The following is a 12,619-nucleotide window of genomic DNA, read 5'->3' as shown; positions in this document are numbered from 1 at the left end:
CTATTTTCCTTCTTTTTTCAGGATATACAAAAAGGAGAAAGTGTATTTCTCCTTTCGCAAGTTTATTTTGGGAGAACCCATTTGTCTTTCAGGAAGCAGGCTCTGGCTAGTAAAAAGAAGATGGCGATCAGCACGGCGATGGTTCCTGACGTAGACAAAATGGCAGCCGGATCAACCATCCCGAATAAGAGCTGTTTAAATAACGCATGCAGGTTCAGAAACGGGATGAGAAAGTATGATAAGTCAAATTGGTTCGGTGCCTTGCTGAAGATGAAAAACATCGGGAATACAGGCAAAAAGACGACGAGAGACATATAACTTTGTGCTTCTTTTACCGAGCTGGACATGATGCTGATGAAAAGCTCCATCGCAGATATCAGCAATGCAGAGAGCACAATGATTAGCGCTGAAGCGCCGATTACACTCCACATATGATCTCCCAGCTGGAAGGCCGTTTTTAAATTTTCGGTAAATAACACGGTGGACAAAATCAAAAACACCAAAGCAAATACACCTGAAGCCACGCCAAAAGTGGAAACCGCAAGCCACTTGCCGACCAGCACTTTGTTTCTGCTGACTGGCGTTAATAACAGCGCCTCGATTGACTTTCGGTCCTTTTCACCGGCCATGATATCAAGAGCGATCGGCATTGCGCCGGAAACAATGGAAGTCAGAATCAGCATGGGCAGAATGGCGGAAAGCATAATAGCGGAAGTCCCTTTCTCCTCATCCGCTTCCTTTTGCTGAATCGTAAACGGCTGGATCACCGATTGATCAATATGCTTATTTGTTAAACGTTGCTGCACAATTTCATTTTTGTACTGATCTAAGGCAGACTGCACAAGCTGCATGGCATTTGAAGACCCTTGATCGATTGAATTGCCGTAAACATCAACCTTAAAAGGTGTCATGCTGTTGACATATGAGTCGAACTCTTTCGGGACGTTCAGATAGGCATCTGCTTTTCCTTCATCAACTGCCTCTTCAGGCTTTGCAAATGTTTTTACGCTGATTTCGTCAATCTCATTAAGCTTGCTTTCCAGTGCGGGCGGAAGCGAATGGCCGACAGCCAGCGTGTACTGCTCCCCTTTGTCGGACAGCATGCTTTCATAAAAGAAGACAAGTCCAAGCATCATAATCATCGGCACTAAAATTGTGAGTAAAATCGTTTTTCTGTCGCGCAAAGCGTCGATCATTTCTTTTTTATAAATATGGCTCAGCATTTAAGAAATCCCCCTGACAAGCTTAGACATAAAGATGTAATTCAAATCCTCACTGCGCTCGCTCTCGTATAGTGATTCAAGCGCCCCTCGGTAAATCACCTCTCCGCTGTGAATCATGATGACACTGTCACAGAGCGCCTGCACTTCCTCCATAATGTGGCTGGAGAAAAGAATCGTTTTTTGTTCTCTTTTCAGCTGCTGTATAAATTCTCGGAAGATGTTGCTTGACGTAATATCAAGCCCAGTTGTCGGCTCATCAAATAAAATGATGTCCGGATCGTGAATCAGCGCTCTGGCAATGGCGACTTTCTGCCTCATGCCTTTCGAAAACCCGCCCACTCTCCGGTTCATATAATCGCGCATGCCGAACCGTTTCGATAAATCTTCTATTCTTGCTTTGATCTCGTGGCGGTTCAGCCCATACAGCCTGCCGAAGTATTGGAGATTTTCTTTAGCGGTCATCCTGTCGTAAAGCCCGGTTTCTCCTCCGAATAAGACACCGATTCTTTTTTTGACTTCAGCCGGCTGCTTGACCGTGTCAAAGCCGTCTACTGTGATTACACCCTGTGATGGTTCAAGCAAGGAAGCAATCATTCTCAGCATCGTCGTTTTGCCGGCACCGTTTTCTCCGAGAATGCCGACGACTTCTCCTTTTTCAATTGTTAAGCTTACATCTCGCACCGCTTTGACTACTTTTTTCTTATCCTGAAACCTGCGGCTGCAATCGGTCAGTGTAATCATGTCACAATCTCCCTTATCTTTATTTCTAGTAATGACTATATACGAAAAGCTGGATTAGTTGGATAAAGTTGTCGCGAAGAGTTCTTTTTATGTCGTGAAATGGGATAGAATAAAGATGATTCTATGTAACTAGGGGAATGATAATGGTAAAAGTCGGACTTGTAGATGATTATCGAGTAGATTTAGAGAAGCTGGAAGCGATCGTGTCCAGAATGCAGGACGTCGAAATTGTCTTTTCCACCGATTCAGCGAAGGAAGCCTACAGGCGGGTAAAGAACGGAGACATTGATCTGCTGCTTGCCGATATCGAGATGCCCCATATGTCTGGCTACGAGCTTGCTGATTTGATCAAATCCCATTCACTTGATGTGGATGTGATTTTTGTTACCGGCCACGGCGGTTATGCGGTTCACGCCTTTGACCTGAACGTCCATGATTATATTATGAAGCCGTACTATGCCGACCGTCTGGCCGCTTCCTTCGACCGGTACTTGAAAAAGAAAACGGAAACGAGTTTGAATGGGCGTATATTGATAAAGCAAAAGTCTGAAATGCACGTCCTGCAAAAGAAGGATATTATTTTCGCAGAACGGACGGGACGTTCGACGACGATTGTGACAACCGCCGAAGAGGTGCAAACGTATCAAACATTAAATGATATTAAAGGCGACCTGCCCGAAAAGGATTTTCTTCGTTCGCATCGTTCCTTTATTATCAACATTCATTACATAAAGCATTTTTCCGCTTATACCAAGCATTCATTCACAGTTTCCTTTGAGGGAACGTCTAAAAAAGCGATGATCACCAAGCAGCAGCTTGATTATTTTCAAAACTACTACTTTTGAGGAGTTCAGAACGTGATTACCCTTTTTCAATGTCTTTATCTGGTTTTATTTAGTTTCATATGTTATCAGGGAGCTGCTGCTTTTTCACACAGCACAGCCGCCTCTTGGCTCACCGCTGTTTTAGGCGCAGCTGCTGCAGGATTGTACATTTGGAATACGAATCGGGTGTGGAAACACTGTTCCTCAGGGCTTTGTGCATGGATTGCCGTGATTCAAGTGATGTCGGCGGGAGTGGTGCTGATCGGCACAGACATCATGCAGGCATTATGTGTAATCGCGATATTTGCAGGGTGTGAAGGGCTCCGTATCGGACAGTCTGCTTTACAGGCAAGGCTTTCTGATCAAATTGATAAGCTGACTCAAGCTGAACAGCACGCCAATCAAATGCTGATTGATGTGAGAAGCCGGAATCATGACACAATGAAACATATCACTGCAATCAAATCAGCTCAGCCCAAGGCAGATACACAAGCATATATTCAAAACTGGGCGGATCAATACAGCCAATATGACCGTTTTTTAAAAGGAGAGAACGCGTACGTTGCAGGGGTGCTTTATGATTTTTTAGAAAAAGCCCGCGCCTCGAATGTGAGTGTTTCGCTGCATATGCATACACCGCTTTCTTCCCTTCCGTTTTCGCCTGCTGATCAGGTCAGCTTGGTCGGCAACATATTAGAAAATGCGCTCGACAGCGCGGCGGAGGCCCGAGAAAAAGCAGAGATTAAACTGGAGACTTCACTGCGCAGCGGACTTTATGTACTGACTTGTGAAAACAGCACTCCCGGGATGGACCCAAAAGTGCTCGATACAATCTATCAATCGTTTGGCCGCTCAACGAAAAACGGCGCTCATGAAGGCATGGGCACATATATCATTCAAAAACTGGTGAAGAGCGCTTTTGGCAGGCTGGATTTTACCTACCGCCACCCCGTCTTCCGGTTAGAAATCAAAATTCCGTTTCAGAAATAAAAAAACCTTGAAAAGCCAAGCTTTTCAAGGTTTTTTTCATTATGAGGATAACGCTTGTGCAAAACGATCTGCTTCATCTTGCAGCGTGCTTTCAATTTCTTTGTAACGGCTGGAAATCGTTGATGCGCTGACGCCGTATTTTTTCGCCAGTTTAGCTTGAGAAACGGACGCGCCGTTAAGAGAAATTGCGTTTACATAATATTCAACTGCCGCCGCAAAAGCTTCCGGCTTTCTGATGACAGGTGATTTTTTCTCGCAGAATGTTTTCCAGATGTCAATAACAGCTGGGATCAATTCAGTCGGATACTCTTCCCCGCTCATGCCTTCTTCAATAGCCGCAGCGGTTTCTTTCTCCAAGTCGTTTGCCCACTCAACAGTGCTTACTTCCGCTTTCTCTGCTTGTGGCTCTTCATCTTTCTCAGCTAACAACGCGAACAGAACGTTGTTGAATTCCTGCTTCATGAAGTCCTCCGGCGTTTTGCCTTCCTTCACAGCGGCATCCGCATATTTCTTCACCTTGCTGATCAGCGCTTCTGTTCTCTTCACCGGGAAGATCGTGAACTGCATGAAGAATTCTGCTTTTTCCGCTTCGTGGATTGGGTATCCAAGAATCAGGCTTCCCACTGGAGGAAGGTCTTGATTGCTGGCGTCCATTTCCACTTCGAATTGTTTTGCCGTAATGACATCTTCAAAGTGAATGATGCCTTCCTTCAGGTCCTTCAGCAGCAATAAAGCAGGCGTCATGCTCTGCCATGATTCTACGATCTCACGCGTTTTCGGACGAGTGATCGAATCGCCTTTTTTCTGAAGGTACTCTTCGAAGATTGTCTTCTCACCAGCAAGCGGGTGGAAGAAGATTCCCCAGATTCCTAAGTTAAATACGCTGATGTCTTTCGTCTGTCTGTCCATAGCAGAAAGAAAATCATGCTGGTTGATAAAGCCTGAAATGCTTTCTCTATGTACTGTGAAGGCATACTCCACTAAGTCTTCCTGAATTTGTTTCGCTTCTTTTGCCGCTAGTTCCGCCGGGAAGTCGACAACTTTACTTCCGCAGCATTTTTTATATTTCTTGCCGCTGCCACATGGGCAAGGGGCATTTCGTTTCACTTTTCCCACAATAAACCCTCCGAATTCTGTTGTAACTTTTCTATTTTAACAAAAATAACTTCTGAGGGCTTGGTTTCGGGCTAAAAAAGAATTTGGTAATGTGATAAGCTGGCTGATTATGCCAATTTACCTATGACATTTTCACCAACTTTTGTGATTTAAGGCTTATCACCTATTCCCACTTTAGGCCCTTCTTTTTTACAATCATTAGGTGTTTATTTAACATTTTAAGGAGTGTTTCTATTGGAACTAGCTGGTTTCATGCTGCGCGCCTGCGCTCTTTTACTTGATGTAATCATTGCCGCAGCAGTGATTTTGGCAGCCGGATTTACGTTTGGCGATGGGTCCGCCGGTGTCATTATTGTCGCCATATTGATGCTGATTGTGTACCCTTTGCTGATGCCGCTGACAAATTGGAAGGGCACACTGGGCAAAAAAATCATCGGGCTGCAAATCGTGAGGGACGAAACACACGAGAAAATTTCTCTCCTACAGGCGATTGTCCGCTACATCATAGCGTGGGTGCATGTGTTCTCCCGCCTGATCTATTTGACTGCCGCATTTACGAAGAAAAAACAAACCGTTCATGATATGGCTGCGAAAACCATTGTGCTGAAAGCAGAATAACCTTGAAGAATAGCATTCTTCAAGGTTTTGTTTTTCATTAATTCGTATTCTGGCCCCCGCCGTTCAGCCCTTCTTTAATCAGGCTGTTGACTTGGCTGCTGTACAGAAGGCCGATGTGTCCAACGCCATGGATTTGAACGTTTCTAGCACCATCTAATCTTGATAAGTAATTCATGACAATCATATCGGCACTGCTGTAAATGGATGTGTATAAAATCTTTTGATTTGGATCTGTTCCCGGAAGCGCCTTGCCTGTCGTCAAACGGTTCGCGCCGCCAAGCGTCACGACGTTTGCAACTTTATTTCCGCCGTCCAGATTTTTTATGTAGTAAAGTGTGTTCGCGCCCCCCATACTGTGAGCGACAATATCCACTTTTTTCGCACCCGTTTCATCTAAAACCTTTTGCACAAATCGTGATAATACCGGTCCATTGTTATAATTTGTGCCTGTCTTGTCCCAAAAATCAACTGCATACAGCTTGTCCCGCGACCAGCCCTGAGATACGAGATAGCTCTTAATTCCCGCAAAATTGAATGATGCCCCTCCAATACCGTGAACCATAACGACTGGATTGTGTTCAGCGGCTTTTGCTGACGGCTGCAACGCAAACAGCGATGTAACAGACAGCATCAAAATTGTTACAAGTGCAATGATCCTTCTTTTTACAAATTTCATAATATCCTCCTTTTTTTGTAACAAATTCTCCAATTATATTACGTTACCAAATTAATTAAGTAAAGGGTAATTTTGGCTTATTTTTAAAGAAATTTTAAGATTCAGAGGTCATTATTGGTCCTAAAAAGCCAAAAAAAAGAAGGCTTATTCGCCTTCTTTTCTTCAATACTCATTGAAATAAGCTTGGATTTTTTGAGGATCATTTGTTTTGGTAAGCGCAAGCATCAGCAACATCCGTGCTTTTTGGGGGTTTAAAGAGTTCGATGCCAGCAAGTCCTTTTCCGCATAGTCTTGGTTTGGTGTGACGACACCATTTCCCGTGCGGGTAGAGCGCACCACTGTGACGCCTTTTTTGACTGCGCTGTCCGCCCCTTTTTCGGCTGCGTCAGATAAAGACCCGTTCCCAGAACCGGCAAATACAATCCCCTTTGCTCCGGCTTTTACAGCAGCGTCAAACAGGTAGCTTCCGTCATTTTGGTATCCATAGATAATGTCAACCTGCGGCAACTCATCAAGATTAGAAACCGAGAAATCCGTGTCCTTCGTATGCTTTCGGGTAATCTCATTATTAAAATAGATATCATCGGCAATTGTTCCGACAAAGCCCATTTCATCTGATTTAAATGTATCTGTTGTGGTTGTGTTTGTTTTGGTGACATATCGGGCTGAGGCAATCCGGTCGTTAAGAACAACAAGCGTCCCTTTCCCTTTTGCCTCAGGGGCACCTGCCACTTTCACTGCATTGTACAGGTTAGAAGGCCCATCAGCGCTGATGGCTGTGGAAGGTCTCATCGAACCGACAATAACAACCGGTTTATCACTTTTCACGGTGAGATTCAAAAAATAAGCGGTTTCCTCCAATGTATCTGTTCCATGAGTCACGACGATTCCGTCTACATCATCTGAAGCGAGCAAGTGGTTGATGCGTTTCGCCAGCTTCAGCAATATTTTATTATCAATATTTGTGCTGCCGACGTTAACAATCTGCTCGCCGCTGACGTTTGCAATGTCCTTCATTTCTGGAACTGCCTCGATCAGTGATTCAACGCCGACAACACCTGCTTTATATTCAGTCGTTGAGGTTTTCGATTGATCGGCACCAGCTATCGTGCCTCCTGTCGCTAAAATTCTAATATTCGGCAGATCCTTTTTTTCAGAGGCAGAAGCCGAAGAGACTTTTTGTGTCTGCGTTTTTTCTTTCGGGGATTCTTTTGTTTCAGGAGAATGTGAACATCCGGTAAAAACGAACAATAGTGCGGTAAAAAGTACGAGCATTCGTTGTTTTTTCATCTATTTCTCTCCTTACATTCATATGATGATTAATCATTGTACATTTTATCTATTCAGTCAAAAGATCAGTGAGCTTTTCTCTCAGTATTTTTTGTTGTCATATCCTTCTTTTTTTGTCTTTTCATACAATGAATTTTTCTTGACAATTGATGATTGAATCAAGATAATAGACCAGTCACTATATTTTTGATTGCAATTCAGTAAGGTGGGAATGTTATGAGTTATGGAGATTCCCGTGAGAAAATCCTTTCGGCAGCTACCCGGCTTTTTCAGCTGCAAGGGTATTACGGCACGGGGCTGAACCAGATTATAAAGGAAAGCGGCGCGCCTAAAGGCTCTCTTTACTACCACTTTCCCGGGGGTAAAGAACAGCTTGCGATCGAAGCCGTGAATGAGATGAAGGAGTATATCCGTCAGAAAATCGCGGACTGCATGGAAGCCTGCACCGATCCAGCGGAAGGCATTCAAGCCTTTTTGAAGGAGCTCTCCTGCCAGTTTTCATGTACGGAAGACATTGAAGGCTTGCCTGTGGGCTTGCTAGCGGCTGAGACGTCATTGAAAAGCGAACCGTTGCGCGAAGCCTGTCATGAAGCCTACAAAGAATGGGCCTCTGTATATGAGGAAAAACTGCGGCAGACTGGCTGCAGCGAGAGCCGTGCAAAAGAAGCCAGCACTGTGGTTAACGCGATGATTGAAGGCGGCATCCTTTTATCTTTGACGGCAAAAAACAGTACGCCGCTCCTTCATATCTCCAGCTGCATTCCTGACCTGCTGAAGAGATAAAAAAACGACATACTACATGCAGTTGATAGAGAGGGGAAATGATTTTGGAAACAACAGCTAAAGCATCTCAGCAATACAAAGTGATGCCGATTATGATTTCCTTGCTGTTGGCCGGTTTTATCGGCATGTTCAGTGAAACAGCACTGAATATTGCGTTAACCGACCTTATGAAGGAATTGAACATTACAGCGGCAACCGTCCAATGGTTAACGACGGGCTACCTGCTTGTACTCGGTATCCTTGTTCCTGTTTCAGGACTGCTGTTGCAGTGGTTCACAACAAGACAGCTTTTTACCGTGTCACTAATCTTTTCAATTATAGGAACCTTGATCGCGGCACTCGCGCCAAGCTTCCCGTTTTTATTGGCGGCAAGGATCGTTCAGGCACTTGGAACCGGTCTTTTACTGCCGCTGATGTTTAACACAATCTTGGTGATTTTCCCGCCTCATAAACGGGGCGCCGCAATGGGAACGATCGGGCTTGTCATTATGTTCGCGCCCGCCATCGGCCCGACTTTCTCAGGATTGGTTCTGGAGCATCTCAACTGGCACTGGATTTTCTGGATCTCTCTTCCATTCCTTGTGCTGGCGCTTGTTTTCGGTATCGCATATATGCAGAATGTATCTGAAACGACAAAGCCGAAAATCGATGTATTGTCTATCATCCTGTCGACGATTGGCTTCGGCGGCATTGTGTTCGGATTCAGCAACGCGGGTGAAGGCTCCGGGGGATGGTCCAGCCCGACTGTTATCGTGTCGCTGATTGTCGGCGTTGTCGGCCTTATCCTATTTTCAATCCGCCAGCTGACAATGAAGCAGCCGATGATGAACCTCCGTGCGTTCAAATACCCGATGTTTATTTTGGGTGTGATCATGGTGTTCATTTGTATGATGGTCATTCTGTCATCTATGCTGCTTCTGCCGATGTATCTGCAAGGCGGCTTAGTCCTCACTGCATTTGCATCTGGTCTTGTTCTCTTGCCGGGCGGTATTTTAAATGGATTTATGTCCCCTGTTACAGGCCGCTTGTTCGATAAATACGGGCCGAAATGGCTTGTCATTCCGGGATTTGTGATTGTCACCGTTGTACTATGGTTCTTCTCAAATGTCACGACCACTTCAACAGCTGTGCTGATTATCATCCTGCACACCTGCTTGATGATCGGGATTTCTATGATCATGATGCCTGCACAGACAAACGGTTTAAACCAACTGCCGCGCGAATTTTATCCAGACGGCACCGCCATTATGAACACGCTGCAGCAAATGGCTGGCGCTATCGGAACAGCGGTTGCGGTCAGCATTATGGCTGCAGGCCAGCATGATTATATGAGTACAGTTAAAAACCCTGCCGATCCGGCAGTCATCCCGCAAGCTTTGACAGCGGGTGTACAGCACGCATTTGTGTTTACAATGATTGTTGCCATTATCGGTTTAATTGGCGCTTTCTTTATGAAGCGCGTGAAGGTAGATCATTAATATGAAAAGCCCCTGACTAATGTTCAGGGGCTTTTTTATGTTTACTTGTGGATCGTTTTCGCCGCGATTTCATCAATCGCGCGCCGCATGTCCTCCTTCGTATTATAAAAATGGGGAGCGAGACGGATCACATTTTCCCGCGGCGCGCAAATCACTTTTTTCTTCTTCAGCAACGCCGCCGTTTCCGATGCCCGCTCATCCCGGATCGCAACCATGCCCGGCTGACCCCCACCTTGTGCCGCCGCCAGCTGCAGGCCTTTTTCAGCGGCATATTGAACTGCATCGGCACAGATCGTTTTCACATGATCCCTGATATGAGAAACCCCAATATGATTCAGCAGCGATAAAGCCGCTGCAGCTGCGTATACGCTGATAAAAGCTGGGGTGCCCGTTTGAAAACGACGCGCGCCTTTCGCATAAGCCCCATCAAATCCGTTCTCTCTGCCGAACCAAGCTGATGCTTTCGGTTTCAGTGCGTCAGCCAGCTCCTTTCTCACATAAAGAAACGCCACACCCGGTATGCCGAGCAAATACTTCCGGGTGCCTGCTGCCAGCATATCTACGCCCCATTCCTTCACATCAATGGGAATATGCCCGGCTGATTGATAAGCATCTACAAACAATAAAGAGCCCTTTCTCTGAGAAATCTCGGCAATCGCTTTTATATCCTGAACATAGCCGTCACGATAATGAACGTGAGGAACACACGTCAGTACTGTTTCATCCGAAATATGCGTTTCATATTGTTCAAGCGGCAGCACGCCGTCTATTGATGGAATGACGGATACGGTATAATCGGAGTGTGCCTGCCAAACATGAGGCACCGCCGGAAAATCCATATCTGTATATACAACGTGCTTCTTTCCAAATGCAGTTAAGGACGATGCTACAGAAACCAGTGCATCAGAAACTGACGGCACAATCGCCACTTCATCCGGTTCAGCCCCGATCAGCTTTGCAAACTCGTTTCTCGCAAACTCTGTTTTTTCAATCGCTTCTTTCCAGTTCGTCCCTTTATACAGCAGGCTGTCATGATAATCCTGGATCGCCCTTGATACAGGCTCTGCCAATGCGCTCTGAGAACAGCTGGCAAGCATCGTATGCGTCTGCAAGATTGGGAATAAATGACGATACTGCTGCGGCAAATGCTCCATTATGATTCACTCCTTTACATTATTTTGATGAAAAACCCATAAATAAACAATAGAATAAAAGAAAAAGGAGATGGGAGCATGAGAAAAAAAGTGCTGATCACTGGCTTTGACCCTTTTGACAAAGAAACCGTCAATCCATCATGGGAAGCAGCGAAACGGCTTAATGGCTTCGAGACAGAAGAAGCCATTATTACAGTGGAACAAATTCCAACCGTCTTTAGATCCGCTCTGGACACTCTGCGCCAAGCCATTCAAACACATCAGCCGGATATCGTAATTTGTGTCGGCCAAGCAGGAGGACGGATGCAGGTTACACCGGAACGGGTGGCGATCAATCTTGCAGATGCGCGAATCCCCGATAACGAAGGACATCAGCCGATTGATGAAGAGATTTCTCCAGATGGGCCCGCCGCTTACTGGACAGGGCTTCCCGTGAAACGAATAACTGCTAAGATGAAGGAACACGGCATTCCAGCTGCGGTTTCCTACACAGCGGGGACCTTTGTATGCAACTATTTGTTCTACGGGTTAATGGATCACATTAGCCGGACATCCCCGCACATTCGCGGCGGTTTTATTCATATTCCTTACATTCCGCAGCAAACAATCGACAAAACAGCGCCGAGCCTCAGCCTGGACACGATTGTCCGGGCATTGAGAATCGCCGCTGTTACGGCCGCACAATATGATGAGGATGTGAAGTCACCGGGCGGTACGCTGCACTAAGCGGCCGCCGCTGTTTCTTCCCTCAGCCTCTTTTTGTAGACAAACGCCGATAGGGTGACACTCACTTCAAACAGGACAAGAAGCGGGATCATCACGAGAAAATCAGAAATAAAATCAGGCGGTGTAATCAATATAGATACGACAATCAGCAGAAAATAGGACAGCTTTCTCGCTTTGGCCAGTCTGTAAGGATTTAAGATGCCCAGCCTTGTTAAAAACATCACCACCAAGGGCATCTCAAACAAGAAGCCGAACGGCAGGCTCAAATTCACCATAAACCGAAAGTAGCGGTCAGCCGTAAACATCGTTTCAAAGTGGCCGGAGGATAAATGAGTCAAAAAGCTGAGCACGATCGGAAACAAGACAAAGTATCCGAAGGAGATGCCCGCCAAAAACAACGCAAATAAACCTGGTATGTACATGAGCGTCACCTTGCGCTCCGTTTTCGTCAGCGCCGGTGCAACGAAACGCCACAGCTGGTACGCGGCAACAGGGATAGAAGCCGCAATGGCACAAATGCCGGAAAGCATCATATACACCCAGAGGATTTCACTCGGCCCAAGCACAGCCAGCTTTCCATCCAAATCCCTGATTAGCCAGTCATAAATGTCCTGTACGAACAAAAAAGCCGTGATGAGAAATAGAAAAAATGCCGCGAGGGTTACGATAATCCGGCGGCGAAGCTCTTCTAAATGCCCGATCAAATGGGTTTCTTTTTTATCCATTCAAAAAAGCCCTCCCTTTCATAAAAAAAGAGGCAGACCCGGTGTCTGCCTCATCAGCATTCAGCCCGCGTTTTTGTCCTGCTTTACCGCTGTCAGCTCAGCTGATTTCTCTTCTTTTTCATCACCAGACACAAGTGATTTTGTGGCGCTTTTAAATTCCAGCAGTGTCCGTCCGGCGGCACGCCCGATTTCCGGCAGCTTGGAAGGGCCAAAAATAATGAGGGCGATGACGAAGATCAGAATCAAGCCCGGTATTCCAATGTTTGAAAACATAA

14 protein-coding genes are annotated in these 12,619 nt (G+C 45.8%); 6 read left to right on the top strand and 8 right to left on the bottom strand.

All coding sequences use genetic code 11. The annotated features are described in order from the left end of the window. Window positions 1-62: 62 nt before the first annotated feature. Window positions 63-1,223 carry a sodium ABC transporter permease NatB gene (natB, locus tag NST79_RS01675; protein ID WP_003234755.1) on the bottom strand — a complete coding sequence of 387 codons (1,161 nt, stop codon included), beginning with the start codon at window positions 1,221-1,223 and terminating at the stop codon, window positions 63-65. Then, window positions 1,224-1,964 carry a sodium ABC transporter ATP-binding protein NatA gene (natA, locus tag NST79_RS01670; protein ID WP_015252894.1) on the bottom strand — a complete coding sequence of 247 codons (741 nt, stop codon included), beginning with the start codon at window positions 1,962-1,964 and terminating at the stop codon, window positions 1,224-1,226. It abuts the gene before it with no gap. Window positions 1,965-2,107: 143 nt separating this feature from the next. On the opposite strand from natA, the gene natR reads away from it, so the two are divergent. Next, entirely contained in the window at window positions 2,108-2,809 is a 702-nt protein-coding gene (gene natR / locus NST79_RS01665) for a two-component system response regulator NatR (RefSeq protein ID WP_003234759.1), read from the top strand. Between the two features lie 12 nt (window positions 2,810-2,821). After that, window positions 2,822-3,778: a two-component system sensor histidine kinase NatK gene (gene natK / locus NST79_RS01660; protein WP_181216761.1), complete on the top strand. Its 957-nt coding sequence runs from the start codon at window positions 2,822-2,824 to the stop codon at window positions 3,776-3,778. 39 nt (window positions 3,779-3,817) lie between these two features. On the opposite strand, the gene NST79_RS01655 is transcribed toward natK, so the two are convergent. Then, window positions 3,818-4,894 carry a helix-turn-helix domain-containing protein gene (locus NST79_RS01655; RefSeq protein WP_003234762.1) on the bottom strand — a complete coding sequence of 359 codons (1,077 nt, stop codon included), beginning with the start codon at window positions 4,892-4,894 and terminating at the stop codon, window positions 3,818-3,820. 234 nt (window positions 4,895-5,128) lie between these two features. Between NST79_RS01655 and NST79_RS01650 the strand changes: the two genes are divergently transcribed. Next, window positions 5,129-5,512 (top strand): RDD family protein, encoded by a 384-nt coding sequence (locus NST79_RS01650; protein ID WP_017695030.1) that lies wholly within the window; start codon window positions 5,129-5,131, stop codon window positions 5,510-5,512. Between the two features lie 37 nt (window positions 5,513-5,549). Here NST79_RS01650 and lipA read toward each other — a convergent pair whose 3' ends face one another. Both lipA and ansZ read right to left on the bottom strand, forming a co-directional pair. Further along, window positions 5,550-6,188, bottom strand: coding sequence for a lipase LipA (gene lipA / locus NST79_RS01645; protein WP_003246250.1), 639 nt, complete (start codon window positions 6,186-6,188; stop codon window positions 5,550-5,552). A gap of 162 nt (window positions 6,189-6,350) precedes the next feature. Next, a complete protein-coding gene (ansZ, locus tag NST79_RS01640; protein WP_015252898.1) occupies window positions 6,351-7,478 on the bottom strand; it encodes an asparaginase AnsZ in 1,128 nt (375 codons plus the stop codon). Window positions 7,479-7,694: 216 nt separating this feature from the next. Here ansZ and lmrA point away from each other — a divergent pair, with 216 nt between their 5' ends. Continuing rightward, window positions 7,695-8,261 carry a transcriptional regulator LmrA gene (gene lmrA / locus NST79_RS01635; protein ID WP_003246449.1) on the top strand — a complete coding sequence of 189 codons (567 nt, stop codon included), beginning with the start codon at window positions 7,695-7,697 and terminating at the stop codon, window positions 8,259-8,261. Window positions 8,262-8,299: 38 nt separating this feature from the next. Next, window positions 8,300-9,739: a lincomycin efflux MFS transporter Lmr(B) gene (gene lmr(B) / locus NST79_RS01630; RefSeq protein WP_212060597.1), complete on the top strand. Its 1,440-nt coding sequence runs from the start codon at window positions 8,300-8,302 to the stop codon at window positions 9,737-9,739. 41 nt (window positions 9,740-9,780) lie between these two features. Here the strand turns inward: lmr(B) and NST79_RS01625 are convergent, their stop codons facing one another. Beyond that, window positions 9,781-10,893 (bottom strand): aminotransferase class V-fold PLP-dependent enzyme, encoded by a 1,113-nt coding sequence (locus tag NST79_RS01625; protein ID WP_212060595.1) that lies wholly within the window; start codon window positions 10,891-10,893, stop codon window positions 9,781-9,783. 78 nt (window positions 10,894-10,971) lie between these two features. On the opposite strand from NST79_RS01625, the gene pcp reads away from it, so the two are divergent. After that, entirely contained in the window at window positions 10,972-11,619 is a 648-nt protein-coding gene (gene pcp, locus NST79_RS01620; protein WP_212060593.1) for a pyroglutamyl-peptidase I, read from the top strand. Here pcp and tatC read toward each other — a convergent pair. Both tatC and tatAD read right to left on the bottom strand, forming a co-directional pair. Further along, window positions 11,616-12,344 (bottom strand): twin-arginine translocase subunit TatC, encoded by a 729-nt coding sequence (gene tatC / locus NST79_RS01615; RefSeq protein WP_014475692.1) that lies wholly within the window; start codon window positions 12,342-12,344, stop codon window positions 11,616-11,618. The genes pcp and tatC overlap by 4 nt on opposite strands. A 60-nt stretch (window positions 12,345-12,404) precedes the next feature. After that, complete coding sequence (gene tatAD / locus NST79_RS01610; protein ID WP_003223835.1) at window positions 12,405-12,617, bottom strand: sec-independent protein translocase protein TatAD; 213 nt, start codon at window positions 12,615-12,617, stop codon at window positions 12,405-12,407. Window positions 12,618-12,619 lie beyond the last annotated feature (2 nt).

Origin of the sequence: Bacillus sp. PS196 (assembly GCF_037963555.1) — a bacterium.
Taxonomy (GTDB): Bacteria; Bacillota; Bacilli; order Bacillales; family Bacillaceae; genus Bacillus; species Bacillus subtilis.
This window is presented reverse-complemented; position numbering and strand designations above follow the sequence as displayed.